Source organism: Nocardiopsis mangrovi, from assembly GCF_042653925.1.
In the GTDB taxonomy this organism is placed as follows: domain Bacteria; phylum Actinomycetota; class Actinomycetes; order Streptosporangiales; family Streptosporangiaceae; genus Nocardiopsis_B; species Nocardiopsis_B mangrovi.
The window spans coordinates 1-15,547 of sequence record NZ_JBHSFQ010000036.1; the positions used below are offsets into that span (position 1 = coordinate 1).

A 15,547-nucleotide genomic window follows, 5' to 3' on the forward strand; every position below is an offset into this window, starting at 1 on the left:
CCGGTCGTTAAGCCTCTTTGCGCCGATGGTACTGCCCTGTGGTGGGGTGGGAGAGTAGGTGGCCGCCGGACATTTTTTTGGTGGGGGTGGGAGCTTTGGTTCCTGCCCCCACCTTTTTTGTTGCCGTAGATTGTGAACTTGCGAAATATCTGGATGGTGTACCGACGGCCCTTGCCGCCTGGTGTCCGGGACGCAGCCCGTGCGCCATGGCAGGCTCGCCGTTGCCGACCCGCCGTATCACCACGCGGGGGGTAGGTGTGCCCTGTACGCCCGGCTTCGGCGGTCGTCGTGCCGGCCGATGGGCACCGGCGTTCGGTCGTCGCTTCCGGGGCCGTCTCGCCTGGCCGCGGTGGTGGCTGACGGCGGACCGTCCGACAGCGGTGGTGTCATGCCGTAAAGTGATACTTGGGAATCACCATGCGCTGCTACGACTCAGTGGCAGCGTTTTTGACTGTTTACGGACGGACGCATGACTGACGACAGCCGATCGGGGGGCCGTGACGGCTCCGGAGCCCGCAATTCCGGTGGTCACCGATCTGGGGGTGGCGGCCGGTCGGGTGACCGCTCCCGGTCCGGCTTCGGCCGCAGCGGGGGCTCCGGAGGAGGCGAACGCGGCGGATATCGCGGGGGAGGCCGTGGCGCTTCCGGTGGCTCCGGCGGCGGCCGGAGCGGCCGTCCTCGCGATGACGACCGCTCCGGCCGCGACCGCTCGGAACGCCGCGACGATCGCGCAGGCGGTCGGAGCTCCGGCGACCGCCGCCGCGATGGCGAAGGGCGCCGCGAGTGGTCCGGCCGAGGCGACCGGGATGATCGCCGCGAACGCCAAGGCCAAGGCCAGGGGCGGGGCGGCGGTGGTTTCCGTTCCGATGACCGCCGCTCGGGCGACCGCCGTTCCGGCGGGTCCGGAGGCAGGTTCGAACGCGACCGTCGTTCCGATGACCGTCGCGAGCGGCCCCGTGAGGAGCGCGACCCGCGGGATATCGCTCCCGCCCTGCCCGACGACGTGACCATCGGTCAGCTCGACGGCGAGATCCGCAGTGAACTCGGCACTCTGCCGAGGACCTTGGCGGAGGTCGTGGGCCGGCACATGGTCATGGCCGGGCGCCTCTTGGACGAGGACCCCGAACGGGCCTACGAGCACGCCATCTACGCCCGTCGTAAGGCGTCGCGCATCGGTGTCGTCCGTGAGGCCGCGGGCATCGCCGCCTATACCGTCGGCAAGTGGCAGGAAGCCCTGTCCGACCTGCGCGCGGCCCGCCGTATGACGGGGCGCAACAACTTCCTGCCGGTCATCGCCGACGCCGAGCGGGGGCTCGGGCGTCCCGAGCGTGCCTTGGAGATCACCCGCGACCCCGCTGCCAAGGACCTCGACATCGAGGACCGCATCGAGCTGCGTATCGTCGCCGCCGGCGCGCGGCACGACCTGGGCGAGCACCAGGCCGCCCTTGTCGAGCTCCAGGTTCCCGAACTGAAGGAGCGCCGCGCGCGGCCGTGGGTGGCGCGACTGTTCTACGCCTACGCGGATGCCCTGCTCACCCTGAACAGGAACGAGGACGCGCGGGAGTACTTCGCGCGGGCCTCGGCGGTCGACCGTGAAGGCGTGACCGACGCCGACGAACGCTTGGCGATGCTCGAAGGTGTCGAGATCGTCGACATCGACGAGGACATCATGTGGACCGACGCCGAGGAATCCGGGAACGAGGCCGAGCCGCCCGCCTCCGCTGGTGCCGCGGTGTCCGAGGTGCGGGCCGATGCCACCGACGCCGAAGAGGCGTCCACGGCGTCCGCTCCCGTGGCTGAGGGCGCTCCGGCCGAGGAGGGCGACACCGCCGCCGACTCGGAGGCCGTCGACACCGGTGCCGTACGCCAGGAGCCGGCCGACGACGACGCACCCGACGCGTCCATGGCCTCCGGCGGTTCCGACGCTCCGGCGGGCGAGACCGAAGGGGACGAGGAACGCTCAAAGCGTTCCTGAGAACCCTCACCGGTGCCGCGCGCTCCGGCGATGTCGCTGTCATGGCGGGACGCCCGGAGCCGTTCGGAGCCGTGCCGGCCCGACCTTCGCGTCGCCTCTGCTTCTGGGCGGCCTCCGGCCGGGAGCCGAATCGACGTGACCGCCCTCTGACGGTGCCCGCTCGGGCTCCGTCAGAGGGCGGTCCGTTTTTTCTGTGCAGCCAGTCTCACGCACCGGCCGGCGGTGTCTGTCCGGAGGAGCCGGGGGCTGCACGGTCCTCGTAGGCAGCACGGGCCGCCAGGAGCGTCGGCAGGTGTTCGCGTGCCCACGTGCGACAGACCGCGATGAGATCGAGCAGCATGCGGCCAACGGCGTCAGTTCGTTTCCACGCGCGGAGGTACCTCGTCGTACACGGTCCGCGTGATCATTCCGTCGCGTTCGAGAGCCCGCAGGGTCTGCGTGAGCACCTTGGGCGTAGCGCCCCGTACGGGGGTCCGGGATCTCGGAGAAGCGGCGGGGCCTTGCTCCGGGCAGAGGATGACCATCGCCGACCACGTGTCGCCGATACGGATCGGCATGACGCTGCTGGGGCAGGCCGGGTGGAACATGACCGCCCTTCTCGCCTGGCTTCGAGGTCGCGGGGACGGTCGTGGCGGTCGGGTCCGGTGCCGATCCGGCGATGACCGACGAACGAGTGGCGGGTGCGGTACCGGGTGGCGGCTACGCGGAGCCGGCGATCCTGCCGGCGGCTTCGGCGCCGCCCGTTCCGGACACGCTCGACGACCATACGGCCGTGGCCCTTCTCGGCCAGGAACCGCCGCGACCGGCGTGGCCAGGGCCGCCCGCCTGGACCGCACCGACACGGTCCTGGTCGAAGTGGCCGCAGGAGGCGTCGGCGGCCTCCTGGTGCAGTCGGCCGAGCGTGCCGGCGACCGTGATCGCCGCCGCGCGGGAGGCGAAACCGGCCGTCGCCCGGCGGCTGGGAGCGGACCGCGGGATCGATCACAGCGCGCCCGAGTGGCACCGGCAGGTCCGCGGTACCGCGGGAGACGGCGTTTCCGTGGTCCTCGAGGGCACCAGCGGCGCGGTGTCCGAGGTGGCTTCGACCTGCCGGCTCCGGGCGGCCGCATGGTCGTCTAGGGACATCCGGCGGCCTACCGCCGCGCTTCGGCCCGGCCGCCGTGTACCACCGGGGCCTGACCGGCACCGGGTTCGCGTCCGTGCTGCTGCCGCCGGACCGGCCGGCGAGGCTGCGCGACCGCGCGTTCCCGCCGACCGGCGCCGGCGACCTGAAGCCGATCATCGGCGCGGTCCTGCCGCTCGCCGGTGCGGCAGAGGCCCATCGGGCTCTCGAAGAGCGGACGGCCATCGGCAAGACGGTCCTCACGCCCTGATCCGGTGCGCGTCCGCGGCCGCGTGGGAGGAGGGCCGTGCGTCATGCCACCGACCGTGTCCGGTGGCGAAAGTGTCGGACGACACAGGGCGATCGGGCCGAACAGCGGACGGGGGCATACTGTGCTTGATTGCATTCATAGGGTGATCGAACATGATGTATCGACTCCCCCTGCGTGCGACCCCGGCCACGCCCCCGGCCCGAACGGAGGCGCGGACGGGCTGAGAGCAGTGCTGTCCCGGGCGCTGTTCGGCTCCCCTCGCGAATTCGACCGCGTGCACGCCCCATGGCGCTCCCTCCTGGCCGGCGAGGCGTTCCGGTCCAGACGCCCCGGATCGACCCCCGCTGAACGCGCGGCCCTCTCCTACCGGCGCCTGCGGATGGTCGACGACGCCGTGGGGTCCGCCGAGGGACTCGCCGCCGATTACGCCCGGCTGGCGTCCCTGCACGAATGGACCGCCGGTGTCGACGGCGGGCTGGCCACCCTCATCGGTATCCACTACAACCTGTTCCTGGGCAGCCTGCTCGACCACGACCACGATGAGCGGCGCGACCTCGCGGGGGTGACCGCGATGCGCAGTATCGGCACGTTCCTGTGCACCGAGCTCGACCACGGCAACGACGCGGGGGCGCTGCGGACCACCGCCGCCTTCGACCCGAGCACCGGCGGATTCATCCTGCACACGCCCGTAGCGGGGGCGCGCAAGTTCATGCCCAACACCGGAGCTTGGGGCGGCCCCAAGACCGGGCTCGTCGCCGCGCGGCTGATCATCGGGGACGCCGACCACGGCGTGTTCCTCTTCCTGGTGCGGTTGACGGACGACTCAGGGCCCCTTCCCGGAGTCTCGGTGGAACCTCTGGAGCAGAAAGCGGGCAGCCCCGTCGACCACTGCCTCACGTCCTTCGACCGGGTCGTCCTACCCGCCGGCGCCCTGCTGGCGGGCGAGCACGGCCGGCTGAGCGCCGACGGGGTCTTCACCAGCGCGCTGGGCAGCCGCCGCAAGCGCTTCCTGCGCTCCATCGACCGCGTCACCGTCGGCAAGCTCTGCATGAGCGCGGCCGCGCTGGGAGGCGCGCGAACGGGGCTGGCGGCGGCGATCGGGTACGGCGGTGCCCGCGAGATCACGGCGATGCAGGGCCGCACGCGGATGCCGGTGTTCGCCCTGCGCAGCCACCACGGTCCGTTGGTGAGCGGGCTGGCCACGGCCTACGCGATGTCGCTCCTGCATCGGGAGACCGTCAGGGATTACACCGCCGCCGGCCCCGAAGGGCGCGAGCGGGCGGCGCGCACGGTCGCCATCACCAAGGGGTGGGTCACCTGGAACGCCCGGGCGATCCTGACCGAGTGCCGCGAACGGTGCGGAGCACGCGGCCTGTTCCCGGCCAACCGGCTGGCCGCGCTGCGCGACGACACCGAAGGGCTCATCACCGCCGAGGGCGACAACCTCGCCGTGTGGATCAAGGCCGGCGCCGAAATGCTGCTCGACCACCCGGTCCCCGCGCCGCCCGCCGACCCCGCCGGCAGGCGCCTCACCGATCCCGATTTCCTGATGAGCCTGCTAAGGGCGTGCGAGCGCATCCACCTGACGCGTGCCCGCGCGAGGTTGCGACAGGCTCCCGCCGGAAACGCCCTCCGGCGGTGGAACGCCGCCGTGCCGTTCGCCCTCGGCGCTGTGACCGCCTTCGCGCAGCGCCGCGCGGCCGAGGCGCTGCTCTGCGCCGCCGTCGAGCAGGGGATCGACCCGTCCGGCCCGCACCCGCTGGCGTCGCTGCTGCGGCTCTTCGCGCTGGAGCGGATCGCCGAGCAGACCGGCGACCTGGTCAGCGAGGGGTGCATGGACAGCGGGCACGTCTCCGGTATTCCGTCCGCCGTCGAGGACCACATCGCCGCACTCGCGCCGCAGGCGGGGGACCTGGTGGCCGCCTTCCGCCTGCCGGACGAAGTCGTCGACGACATCCCCATCGCCGGCGGCAGGCTCGATGACGGTCTGACCGTCGTCGGCTGACAACGGGCGGGCGCGGCCGCATCCCGCCGCGGTGGTGGGCGCCGGGCGCCGGGCGTTCCGCTGAGCGGAACGGCCTTCGGCGCCGATTCCCGGACCGCGTCCCGCCGCCGCCCTGGCATCACGCACGGGAGCGGCTCGACGCCGGCCGGACGGGCGCCCGGGCGGCCGCGGGTACGCTGTGCCGGTCGGCCGGTGACGCCGCGGGTACGGCGCGCGCCGGGGGAGCCGGGGGGAGGGGGCGGGGTGCCGTCGTTCATGGGCCCGGCGCGTTGAACGGCGCGGTCGTGCGGCTGGGCCGCCTCCCCGAGCACCACGACTCGGTGGTCTGCCTGCTGTTCTCGGGCGACCGCCCCGTCCTGGTGCGCCACCGCGATCGCGCGTGGGAGTTCCCCGGCGGCCACGCCGAGGCCGGCGAGGGCATCGAGGAGACCGCTCGGCGCGAGGCCCGCGAGGAGGCGGGCGCCGAGATCGGCGAGATCCGGGTCCACGGCCACTACATCCTCGCCGGCGGGCACACCACCGTGGTCACCGAGGCGCAGCTCGTCGGCGCGGCGCCGCTCTCCGGCGACTTCGAGACCGTGGAGGTCCGGGCGTTCGACGTGCTCCCCGATGACCTCTCGTGGGACGACGGGATCTACGCCCACCTGCTCCGGACCATCGGCCTGCCCGGCGCCCCGGACTGATCAGCCGGAGGCGACCGCCGGAACCCAGGGTTCCCGGCCTCCCGCTGGAGCCGCTGGGGGCGGATCCCGCGTCCGGAGCTCGGGCGAACGCGGCCGGGCCGTCCGATGCGGGCGTCAGAGGTCGCGGCCGAAGAGCACCTCGGTCACGAAGCGCCGGTACCCCAGCCGCGCGTTGATCGCGAGCATCGGGGCGTTGCCCGCGTCATTCTCGGTGTAGGCCGTCTGGAAACCGCGCTCGCGCGCCCGGTGCAGCAGCGTGGCCTTGGCGTAGGTGGCGAGCCCCCGGCCGCGGAACCGCGGCGCCGTCCCGGTGAACGACGACTTGAGCCGGGTCTTGCCGTCGGACTGCCAGGCCACGATGCCCGCGGGTTCGCCGTGGACCAGCACCAGCGTGCTCAGTTCGCGGTCGATCCGCGGGTCCTCCCAGATGGTGGCGGCCCAGGCCGTATACGGCATCGGGGTGCTGGGAACGTCGCTCGGCAGGCCCTGTGCGGCATCCGCCTCCGCGGCGTGGACCGCGCGCGGGTCATTGGAGTAGAGCGAGACCGGACGCAGTTCGACCCCGTCGGGCCGGAGCGGTGCGGCGGGCAGCCCGGCGAGGTCCAGGCGCTGGAAGTGCGATCTCGAACGCTCGGTGTACCCCTTGGCCGCGGCGAACGCCTCCGCACCCGGGAGCGGGCCGGCGGCCCGCAGCGTGCGGCCGCCCACCGACCTCAGGTGATCCTCCATCGCCGCCAGCAGCGCGGCCCCCGCGCCCGACCGCCGGTGAGCGGGGGCCACCATCAGTGTCCCCAGCCCCTGTCCCACGACAGCGGAGGTCAGGGCGAGCTTGGCCGTGGCGAAGCCGACGACGCGGCCGTCGGCCTCCGCCACCATCCGCCGCGCGCGCTCCTCCGGCGGGCTCTGGCGGTCGGCCCAGGCGAAGAAGTCCGGCGTGGAGATCTCATAGGGGAAGCACGCCTCGCGCAGGCGGGCCGCGTCGGGGGAGTCCCCCCGGCGTGAAGGTGCGGATGGTGACCGGCATGCGCGGCATCCTAGGCCGGAGAGCCCCCGGTGTCACCGGCGTTCCCGCGGCCCTGGTCGGCCGCGAGGCGGTCGAGCCAGTGGACGATCCCGGAGACGTTGCTCTCGACACCGCTGAGCACGTCCATGACGTGGGCGGATTCCGCGGGGGCGTCGTCGGGCAGGGGGCGGTAGCGGTCCCGCACGCGGTCGCGGACCATGGCGACCGCGTGGTCGAGGTCAGGGGCATCGGCGTGGGCCTGTGTCACGGCCTCCACCCAGGCGTGCAGCTCCTCCTCGGCCCGCGTGAGCGTTCGCTCGACCTCGCCGACCGCTCCGAAATGGGAGAACATCAGGCGCTGCGCGGCGATGCCGTCGAAGAGCCGGAACGATGCGACCGCCGCGTCCAGGTCGAAGTCCGGGGGCGGGGTCGCGGGCCGGACGTCGCCGGTGTGGGGGTTGTAGACGCCCAGCGCGTCGCCGACGTAGAGGTCGCCGTTGGCGGAGTCGACCAGGCCGACGTGGTGTTTGGCGTGCCCGGGGGCGTAGTGGGTGGTGAGCCGGCGGCCGCCGCCGAGGTCGATCTCGCCCGATTCGGCGACCGCGCGGATCCGCGGCGCGTCCGTGGGCCGCATCTCGCCGAAGAGGAGGTCGAGCCGGTCGCCCCACACCATGCGGGCGCTGCGCATCAGCCGCGCGGGGTCGGCGAGGTGGCGGGCGCCCCGTTCGTGCACCACGATCTCGGCGGTCGGGAACATCTTCGCGACATCGCCCGTTCCGCCGGCGTGGTCGAGGTGGATGTGGGTGACCGCGATGGTGGCGAGGTCCGACGCCCCGATCCCGAGCGCCGCCAGGCCGTCGCGCAGGACTTCGGCCGAGCCCGCGGTGCCCACCTCGATCACACACGGGCGCTCGGACCGGATCAGGTAGCTCGACGTGATGCCGGGGTATCCCGCCATGTGGGTGTCGATCGCGAAGACATCGTCGCCCAGGGCGGTGATCCCGCTCGGGAGCCCGTTCGCGTCCGCTCCGTCGTGCACGGTGCGTCTCCTTCCCTCGTCCGGCCGCCACCGGCCCCTCGCCCGGTGGTCACCGGTCGCGTTCCGAATCTAGTTCACCGCGAAGCCCGAGCCCGGCGCCGGGGTGCGGACCGGTGCCGCCCCCGCCTGGGCGAGGCCCCGCCCGCGGGTCGTGCCGGTGCTCTCCGATTCGTCGTCGGGCCGTTCGGCGAACGCCGGTCCGGACGGTGGCGCCGCCCCGGGGGGCGGTCGGGGGTGGGGATCCGGGGCGGGCGGTGGCTTCGGAGAGGGGGGCGATGATGTCGCGCGGTGGGGGCGGGGGCGGCCGCGGGCGATGCCGGACGGGTGGCGTCGGTCGGCGCGCCCATCCCGGGCGGTCGGCTGTCCCGCCGCCCTCCCGACCCGGTCCGGCCCCGCGCGGCCCGCCCCCCGTCCAGAACGCCCCGCGGCCCCGTGGGCGACGCGGGGCCCGCGGCCTGTGGCGGCGACGACGGATTCCGTCCGGTGCGCCGGGTTGTCCACAGGCCGCGAAATCGCCCTTCCGGGGAGGCCCGCGCCGGGCCGATCCTGGGTTCGCGTCCATGGAGCGGCCTCCGCGCCGCCCGGCCCCCAGGCCGCGTCACCCAGCCGGAAGGACCAGCATGCACAATCCGCCCTTCGCTTCCGCCTCCGTCACCGCCGCGACCGCCACCGCCGTGCCTCCCCCGTCCGAGCCCGAGTCCGAACGCACCGCCCGTGCCGTCGGCGGTCGGGCGCATGATTCCACCGGCCACCGCAACGACGTCATGCTCGCCGGCCGGGTCACCGCCGAACCCGCCGTCCGTGAACTCCCCAGCGGCGACCACCTGGTGACCTGGAGGATCTCCATCACCCGGCCCCCGGCCGAGCGGCGCCCCAACCAGCCGGCCGACCCCATCACCTGCGTGAGCTTCCTGGAGTCCATGCAGGACGCCACCCGGGGGTGGCGGATCGGTGACATCGTCGGGGTCCACGGGTCGCTGCGGCGCCGGTTCTGGCGAACACCGGGCGGTTCCACCAGCGTGATCGAGGTCGAGGCCAGGTCGGTGGAGTGGATGGGGCGGATGGGGGAGCCGCAGTGACCCCTATGTCACAGCCCCAGGCGGGACAGCGCACCGTCGAACACGGGTGCGGCGGGGGCGGGGTGGTCCCAGACCACGGCGCAGACCGCGCGCAGCCCGTCGAGCCGGTCGCCGTCGCCCTCCAGTTCCACCCGGCCGTCGTCCACCGAGGCCGTCCATCCGCCGCAGGAGGCGCCGTCGCCCACCCTGTGCGTCTCGGGGTGCGCGTGGCCCAGGCCCGCCAGGTCCCAGGAGACGTACGACGGCCGGTGCTCGGGCACGGCCTCCACCAGTGCGGCGGGCGTGGTCACCCCCGACAGCACCAGCAGGCTCGGGCAGCGGCGGGTCGTGGCCCCTTCGATATCGGTGTCGAGCCGGTCGCCCACCACCAGCGGGGTGCGCGCGCCGGTGCGCAGCACGCCCTCGTCGTGCAGAGGGCGCATGGGTTTGCCCGCGACCACGGGCGATACCCCGGTGGCGTGGGCGATCACCCGTGTCAGCGACCCGTTGCCGGGCTGGATCCCCCGTTCCAGGGGTGCGGTGGCGTCGCTGTTGCTGGCGACGAACAGCGCGCCGGCGGCCACAGCGAGGGTGCCCTCCACGAGTTGGTCGTAGGCCAGCCGGGGCGAATACCCCTGCACGACCGCCACCGGCCGCTCGACCGCCAAGGTCACGGGGCGCAGGCCCTGGCGCCGTACCGCCAGGCGCAGCCCGGTGTCGCCCACCACCAGCACCGGCGACCCCGCGGGGAACCGCTCGGCGATCAGCCGGGCGGCCGCCTCGGCCGACGTCACCACCTCGTCGGGGGCCGCCGCGACCCCTATCGAGGTCAGCCGTTCGGCGATCGCCGCCGGTGTGCGCGCGGCGTTGTTTGTCACGAACGCCACCCGCATCCCTGCGGCCCGTGCCTTGTCGATGGCTTCGGGTGCGGCGGGGACCGCCCTGGGGCCGATGTAGACCACACCGTCCAGGTCGAGCAGGGCGGCGTCGTAGACCGTGTTCAGCGGCCGGGTGGAAGTCAGCAGGGTCATGCGTCCCGTCTTCAGGGTCGAGGTGGTGCTTCGGGTGGGGCGAACGCGCGGATGACCAGGCCGGTCCGCGGCTTGGGGCCGAACGACGTCGATTTGCGGGGGGTGAGTTCCCCGCGGTCGGTCACGGCATAGACGTCGTGCACGGCCAGCGCCGGCAGGATGACGGCCGTGTCGCAACCGGGCCGGGCGGCGTCGAGGGCGGCGGCGGGGTCGGCGTGCACCAGCTCCACGCGGTCCGCGTCCGGCCCCCACAGGGGCAGGACGAGGCGGTCGAGCACGGCGGTCGGCAGGGCGCGCCACTCGGGCGACCGGTCCGGGGCGGCTTCGCTCATAAGGCGGCGGTCGAACCCGCGGAGCAGGTGGAATCCGTCGTCGGCACCGGAGCCCGCCACGAGCAGGGCCGGGCCGGTCCGGGCGGCGTCGTTCAGAGCCCCGACGGCCGACCTCAGCCCGTGCGGCCGGGTCGGCGACCACGGAAGCCGCTCGACCTGCGCCACCCGATCCGCCGCCTGTGCCGCGCTACCGGGGGCCACACCGCGCAGCACGCGGTGGATGGCGTCCACGCGCGGAGGCGAGGCGTCGGAGTCCACGAGCAGGGCCAGGCCGTGGTCCCACGGCCCGGGGCCGGGGCGGCGGTCGCGCAGGCTCAGGTAGGCGGCGTAGCGGTGGTGGCCATCGGCGATGAGCGCGGTGCGCGGGGCCAGGTCGGCGGCGATGTCGGCCTGGACGCCGGGGTCGGTGATCGCCCAGAGCCGGTGGGTGGTGCCGTCCGCCGTGACCGTGTCGATCAGCGGATCTGGCGCGTTGTCGGCCACGCGGTCGGTGATCTGCGAGGCCGCGCCGCGCTCGGCCCCGGTGCCCCCTTGGTAGAGGAGGAAGATCGGTTCGAGGTTGGCGTGGGTGGCGGCCATCAGCTCGGCGCGGTCGACCACCGGGCCGGGGGCCACGTCCTCGTGCGGGCGGACCGCCGGGCCGTCGTGGCCGGCGGGCAGGCGCAGGGCACCGATCAGCCCGCGCTGGCGCCCGCCGTCCCGCGCGGTCTGCTCGTAGACGTAGATGGCGGGATCGGGGTCGCGGACCAGCACCCCCGCCGAGATCCAGCGGCGGAGGGTGCGGGCCGCCGCCTGGTAGCGGCCCGGGCCCGTGAGCTGGGCAGGCCCGGTGGCGGCCTCCGCGGCGGACGGGGGCACGGTCAGCAGGGCGGCGTTGTGCGGCTCGGCGCGGAGCAGGTCGGTCAGCGCCGCCGCGTCCAGCATGTCGTAGGGAGGGGCCAGCGCGAGAGCCACGTCGAACGCCGCGGAATCGATCAGGTCCCGCGCGTCCGCCGTGGTGTAGCGAAGGCCGCGCAGCGGCGCCAGCTCCAAGGGATCCCCGCCCGTATCTCTCGGCTCTCTCCGAACGCTGGCACGATACCCCGCCGGTCGCGCGCCCCCCGTGCCCCGGGGCGGTCAGAGCAGCTTGCGCAGGCGCATCAGGTCACCGAAGCTCGCGTCGAGCTTCACCCGGCCCGAGAACATCGCCTTGGCGAAGTCGAGCCGGTCCTCGGCCAGGTCGACGAGATCGTCGGCGGACACCGTGATGCCCACCTGCGCTTTGGGGCCCGCCGAACCGAGGGCGCGCGAGGTGACGTCCTCCAGCCCGTTCGCGGTCAGGCGCATATCGAACACCGTGTCCAGATCACGGACGGTGACGCTCACCGAACGTTCCACGAGGTGCTTGCGCCGGTCCGCTTCATCGGTCTGCAGAATGCGGTCGGAGACCTTCCCGATCGCCGCGCGGCAGTCTTCAACGCTGGTCATGGCCTCCATCATGCCGCAAACCGGTCACCACCGGTTCGGGGACCCACCCCGCGCGGCGGATCGGCGCGGGAACGGGGCCGCCCGCGGCTGCGGATCACCGCGGCCGTTTCGGGCCCCCGGACCCGCCGGTCCCGGTAGCGTTGGGAACCTCCCCCGGATCCCCTGTGCCACCGCCCTGTAGCAAGGAGCAAAGCCATCATGGTCGTCGACGCCGTTCGCGCCTATCTCGATGCCGCCAGCGGGCTCACCGAGCTGACCCGCAAGCGCGCCGTGGCGGCGGCGAAGACGCTGCTGCGCGCGGGCGAGGACCGGCCGAGCGGGCCGAGGCGCGACCCCGCGCCCGCGGGCCCCGGCGCCGGGGAGCCGGCGCCGCGCGTGGGGCACACGATCCAGGCGCTGGCCACCGATCTGATCGCGACCAGCCAGGCCAACCGTGCAGCGCTGAACGAGGTCGTCGCGGCCGAGGTCGAACGCGTCCTCGACCGGCTGGACCTCGTGAGCAGGGACGACTACGACCGGCTGGCGCGCAGGGTCGCCGAACTCGAACGACGGCTCGCCGCCCAGCGGACGGCGGCCCGGCCCGTGGGGGCGGCCGCACCCGTTGCGATGCCCGCGCACGCGCCCGCGACCGACCATGCGGCCCCGGCCGCGACCGGCCCGGCCGTGCCCGAGACCGGCGCCGCGGTGCCCGCGCCCGCCGCACCGGTCGGCACCGCACCGCCCGCCTTCACCACGGCCGGCTCCGTCTCCGCACGATCCGCGGCGGCCGCAGCCGGAGCCGCACCCGCCGGCCCGGCCACCACGGCAGCCCCGGCGCCGCGGCGGCGGACCGGGCCCGCCTCCGCGCCGGCGTCCTCCTGGCCGGACAGACCGGATACGGCGGCCGAGTCACCCGTTGCCGACACCCTGTTGGCGGCCCCCGCCACCGCGCCCGAGCCCGCAGCGGCCCGTCCCGCCGGGACGGGGGGACCGGGCGAGGACCGGACGGCCGCAACGGACCCGGCCGGTGCAGACGGTGCCCCGGTCGCGGACGGCACCGCGTCGGACGCCCAGAGCCCCGATGGCGGCGCGTCCACCGGGCCGGCGGCGGGCCCCGCGGACAGGGGTGCGGCGGCGGAGGACGCGGACCCCGAGGACATCGCCGTGCCTCTCCCTGACCGCGTGGCGGAGGCGCCGCAGGACCCGCCGAAGAAGCCCGCGGCCAAGCGCACGGCCAAGACCAAGGCCGCGACCACGAGAACCCGTGCCACCGGCGCGAAGTCCGCCTCGAAGTCCACCGCCAAGCGCTCCGGGGCCCGCGGCAAGAGCGCCCCGTCCCCCAAGAAGACCGACTGACAGACAGATGATGTTCGTGTTGACGCTGCTGGTGGGCCTGACCCGTCGACTGACCGACTGACGTCGTCGACTGTCCTGTCCACCCGCCCGACCGGCGCGTGCCGCCCCCGCAACGCACGCGCAAGGACGGACGGTGAGAACGCGGACGGCGCCACTCGGGGGCCGACCGCCGACCGGCCGACGCCCCGGCCGTCCTCGGCGGGACCCGTCGGCCCGCCGGGCGGTGCGCACCGCCGTCCGGTCCCCATGCGGCACGACCCCACCATCCGTGGCCGCGTCGCCCGCCGCACCGCCGGAGGCATGACCGAGAAGGACATCATCCGCTGCCTCGAACGCCACGTGGCCCGCGAGTCCTGCCGGCGGCTTCCACGGCCGCATCTGACCACCGAACCGCCCCTACGGATCGCTCGACATCCATGGGAGCCCGCCGCCGGCCGGCTGCCCTGCGCCGGCGGACGCCGGCCCCGCCCGCGCCCGTGGCCCATCGGGCTCCGGACCACGGGGTCGGGCGAGGACACGGCGCGCGGCCCGTGCCCGCGCCGGGCGCGTTGGCCGTACGGTGGACCGGGGCGCCGTGTGACCTCGGCGCGACGGCGGCCCGACCCCGGTCGCGCCGCCGCACCCGGCGAGGCGCGGGCCGTGTACCGCGAGCACGACCGTGCGACCAGCGCGCGGTGGAGGAGGTGGACGTGACCATTCCCGGAGCAGGACCCGACCGGTCGGCCGAGGCGGAGGACGCGGCGGCCGCGGGCATGGCCGAGCGGATCGTGGAGGGCACCCGAGAGCGCCTGGAGGCGCTGGACGACCTGCCCACCGCCGAGCACGTCGCCGTCTACGACAGCCTGCACCGCGAACTCTCCGGCGCACTGTCGGCCCTGGACCGCGAGGAATAGGCGGTCGGCCGACCACCGTCCTCCGTGCCACGGCCCGCCCTCGCCGACCCGGTTCGCAACGCCGGGGTGGCCGGCTCGGGCCGCCTCCCGCGACGACGTGGACGCCGAGCTCGGCGACTCCGTGCCCCCATCGCCCCGCCACTCCACGGACAGCGCGGTGGAGTCCGGCCCCGAGTGGCGGCCGCCCCCCGCCGCACGTTCACGTACCTCCCTCCCGCGGTCCTGCTCTCGGGCGCATCGGTGCTGCGCTGCGGAACGCAAGAAGAGGACGTCGTCGGGGCCGAGGGGCGGCACGGGTGACTCGACGGGTCCTCCCGCGGCGCCGGCGCCGCGGGAGGACCCGGCCGGGACGGCTACCCGAGGGTGTCGACCACGACCTCGGCGGCCTGCGCGATGAGCGCGTCGTCGTGGTCGTCGTCCTCGGCGTCGCGGCTCGACATGACCGCGAGGACGATGGGGTCGCCGCCAGGGGGCCATACGACGGCGATGTCGTTGCGCGTCCCGTAGTTGGCGTTGCCCGTCTTGTCGCCCACCTCCCAGCCCTCGGGCACCCCGGCGCGAATGAGCTCGTCACCGGTGGTGTTGCGCTTCAGCATGTCGATGAGGACGGCGCTCTTCTCCTCCGGCAGCGCGTCGCCCAGCGTGTACGCCCGCAGGCTCGTGGCCATCGCCTGCGGGGTGCTGGTGTCGCGGTCGTCCCCGGGCGCCCACTCGCTCAGATCGGGTTCGACCCGGTTTACTTGGATCACGTCGTCGCCGATCTCCTCCATCGCGGCGTCGAGTCCGCTGGGCCCGCCGAGTTCGTCGAACAGGAGGTTGGCCGCCGTGTTGTCGCTGAAGCGGACGGCGGCGTCGCCCACCTCCAGCAGCGTCATCCCGGTGTCGACGTGCTGTTCGGTGATGGGGGAGTGGCCGAAGACGTCGTCCTCGCTATAGGTGACCACCTCCTCCATCTCCTCCAGCGAGTTCCGCCGCAGCAGCGCGCCGACCGAGAACACCTTGTGTGTGGAGGCGTAGGCGAACCGCTCGTCGGCGCGGTAGGCGATGGTCGCGTCGCTTCCGGTGTCCACCGCGTACACGCCGAGCCGGGCGTCGAAGTCGCCTTCGAGCCGCTCGAACTCCTGCTCGTAGGGCGCGGGGGAGCCCGCCGCGGAATCCGCGGAGGCCGCCGGTGCGGGCGCGTCGGCACCGCCCGTCGAGCAGCCGGCGAGGAAGGCGAGCGCGAGGGCGGCCGGGGCCACCGTGCCTGCGCGTCGCGCGTGCGGGATCGACATGGTCTGAATCTCCCTGTCCTGTCAATGTGTGGCGAAGCGGGCACCGAACGTCACTGCGGTGGTGCGGATGCGTCGCCGG

General features: G+C 74.3%; 14 protein-coding genes. 7 read left to right on the top strand and 7 right to left on the bottom strand.

What is annotated here, in order from left to right; translation table 11 throughout:
* Positions 1 to 1,003: 1,003 nt before the first annotated feature.
* Positions 1,004 to 1,975 carry an ICP22 family protein gene (locus ACFO4E_RS25960; protein WP_378579134.1) on the top strand — a complete coding sequence of 324 codons (972 nt, stop codon included), beginning with the start codon at positions 1,004 to 1,006 and terminating at the stop codon, positions 1,973 to 1,975.
* Positions 1,976 to 2,328: 353 nt separating this feature from the next.
* Here ACFO4E_RS25960 and ACFO4E_RS25965 read toward each other — a convergent pair whose 3' ends face one another.
* Entirely contained in the window at positions 2,329 to 3,084 is a 756-nt protein-coding gene (locus tag ACFO4E_RS25965) for a winged helix-turn-helix transcriptional regulator (RefSeq protein WP_378579136.1), read from the bottom strand.
* Positions 3,085 to 3,174: 90 nt separating this feature from the next.
* Here ACFO4E_RS25965 and ACFO4E_RS25970 point away from each other — a divergent pair, with 90 nt between their 5' ends.
* The 3 genes from ACFO4E_RS25970 to ACFO4E_RS25980 all read left to right on the top strand — a co-directional run bounded on the left by ACFO4E_RS25970 (position 3,175) and on the right by ACFO4E_RS25980 (position 6,036).
* Entirely contained in the window at positions 3,175 to 3,348 is a 174-nt protein-coding gene (locus ACFO4E_RS25970) for a zinc-binding dehydrogenase (protein WP_378579138.1), read from the top strand.
* A 142-nt stretch (positions 3,349 to 3,490) separates the two neighbouring features.
* Positions 3,491 to 5,353, top strand: coding sequence for an acyl-CoA dehydrogenase family protein (locus tag ACFO4E_RS25975; RefSeq protein ID WP_378579140.1), 1,863 nt, complete (start codon positions 3,491 to 3,493; stop codon positions 5,351 to 5,353).
* Positions 5,354 to 5,637: 284 nt separating this feature from the next.
* Positions 5,638 to 6,036: an NUDIX domain-containing protein gene (locus tag ACFO4E_RS25980; protein WP_378579254.1), complete on the top strand. Its 399-nt coding sequence runs from the start codon at positions 5,638 to 5,640 to the stop codon at positions 6,034 to 6,036.
* 114 nt (positions 6,037 to 6,150) lie between these two features.
* Here ACFO4E_RS25980 and ACFO4E_RS25985 read toward each other — a convergent pair whose 3' ends face one another.
* On the bottom strand, positions 6,151 to 7,005 hold the full coding sequence (locus tag ACFO4E_RS25985; protein WP_378579257.1) for a GNAT family N-acetyltransferase: 855 nt from the start codon (positions 7,003 to 7,005) through the stop codon (positions 6,151 to 6,153).
* A gap of 65 nt (positions 7,006 to 7,070) precedes the next feature.
* Positions 7,071 to 8,078 (bottom strand): MBL fold metallo-hydrolase, encoded by a 1,008-nt coding sequence (locus ACFO4E_RS25990; RefSeq protein ID WP_378579142.1) that lies wholly within the window; start codon positions 8,076 to 8,078, stop codon positions 7,071 to 7,073.
* Positions 8,079 to 8,698: 620 nt separating this feature from the next.
* On the opposite strand from ACFO4E_RS25990, the gene ACFO4E_RS25995 reads away from it, so the two are divergent.
* Positions 8,699 to 9,157, top strand: a complete 459-nt coding sequence (locus ACFO4E_RS25995) for a single-stranded DNA-binding protein (protein WP_378579144.1) — start codon at positions 8,699 to 8,701, stop codon at positions 9,155 to 9,157.
* Positions 9,158 to 9,165: 8 nt separating this feature from the next.
* On the opposite strand, the gene ACFO4E_RS26000 is transcribed toward ACFO4E_RS25995, so the two are convergent.
* The 3 genes from ACFO4E_RS26000 to ACFO4E_RS26010 form a co-directional block, all read right to left on the bottom strand.
* Positions 9,166 to 10,167 carry an HAD-IIA family hydrolase gene (locus tag ACFO4E_RS26000; protein WP_378579145.1) on the bottom strand — a complete coding sequence of 334 codons (1,002 nt, stop codon included), beginning with the start codon at positions 10,165 to 10,167 and terminating at the stop codon, positions 9,166 to 9,168.
* Positions 10,168 to 10,178: 11 nt separating this feature from the next.
* Positions 10,179 to 11,531, bottom strand: a complete 1,353-nt coding sequence (locus ACFO4E_RS26005; RefSeq protein WP_378579146.1) for a DUF1015 family protein — start codon at positions 11,529 to 11,531, stop codon at positions 10,179 to 10,181.
* An 84-nt stretch (positions 11,532 to 11,615) separates the two neighbouring features.
* Positions 11,616 to 11,966: an SCP2 sterol-binding domain-containing protein gene (locus tag ACFO4E_RS26010; RefSeq protein ID WP_378579148.1), complete on the bottom strand. Its 351-nt coding sequence runs from the start codon at positions 11,964 to 11,966 to the stop codon at positions 11,616 to 11,618.
* Positions 11,967 to 12,164: 198 nt separating this feature from the next.
* Here ACFO4E_RS26010 and ACFO4E_RS26015 point away from each other — a divergent pair, with 198 nt between their 5' ends.
* On the top strand, positions 12,165 to 13,301 hold the full coding sequence (locus tag ACFO4E_RS26015; RefSeq protein ID WP_378579150.1) for a hypothetical protein: 1,137 nt from the start codon (positions 12,165 to 12,167) through the stop codon (positions 13,299 to 13,301).
* Between the two features lie 689 nt (positions 13,302 to 13,990).
* Positions 13,991 to 14,194 carry a hypothetical protein gene (locus ACFO4E_RS26020; protein ID WP_378579152.1) on the top strand — a complete coding sequence of 68 codons (204 nt, stop codon included), beginning with the start codon at positions 13,991 to 13,993 and terminating at the stop codon, positions 14,192 to 14,194.
* Positions 14,195 to 14,547: 353 nt separating this feature from the next.
* On the opposite strand, the gene bla is transcribed toward ACFO4E_RS26020, so the two are convergent.
* On the bottom strand, positions 14,548 to 15,468 hold the full coding sequence (gene bla / locus ACFO4E_RS26025) for a class A beta-lactamase (protein ID WP_378579154.1): 921 nt from the start codon (positions 15,466 to 15,468) through the stop codon (positions 14,548 to 14,550).
* Positions 15,469 to 15,547: the final 79 nt, after the last annotated feature.

What these genes read in the sequence shown, in the direction of transcription:
- ACFO4E_RS25965 (WP_378579136.1), bottom strand. Translation starts at nt 3,084, where the DNA reads ATGCGGCCGCCCGGAGCCGGCAGGTCGAAGCCACCTCGGACACCGCGC.
- ACFO4E_RS25995 (WP_378579144.1), top strand. Translation starts at nt 8,699, where the DNA reads ATGCACAATCCGCCCTTCGCTTCCGCCTCCGTCACCGCCGCGACCGCC.
- ACFO4E_RS26000 (WP_378579145.1), bottom strand. Translation starts at nt 10,167, where the DNA reads ATGACCCTGCTGACTTCCACCCGGCCGCTGAACACGGTCTACGACGCC.
- ACFO4E_RS26010 (WP_378579148.1), bottom strand. Translation starts at nt 11,966, where the DNA reads ATGACCAGCGTTGAAGACTGCCGCGCGGCGATCGGGAAGGTCTCCGAC.
- ACFO4E_RS26015 (WP_378579150.1), top strand. Translation starts at nt 12,165, where the DNA reads ATGGTCGTCGACGCCGTTCGCGCCTATCTCGATGCCGCCAGCGGGCTC.
- bla (WP_378579154.1), bottom strand. Translation starts at nt 15,468, where the DNA reads ATGTCGATCCCGCACGCGCGACGCGCAGGCACGGTGGCCCCGGCCGCC.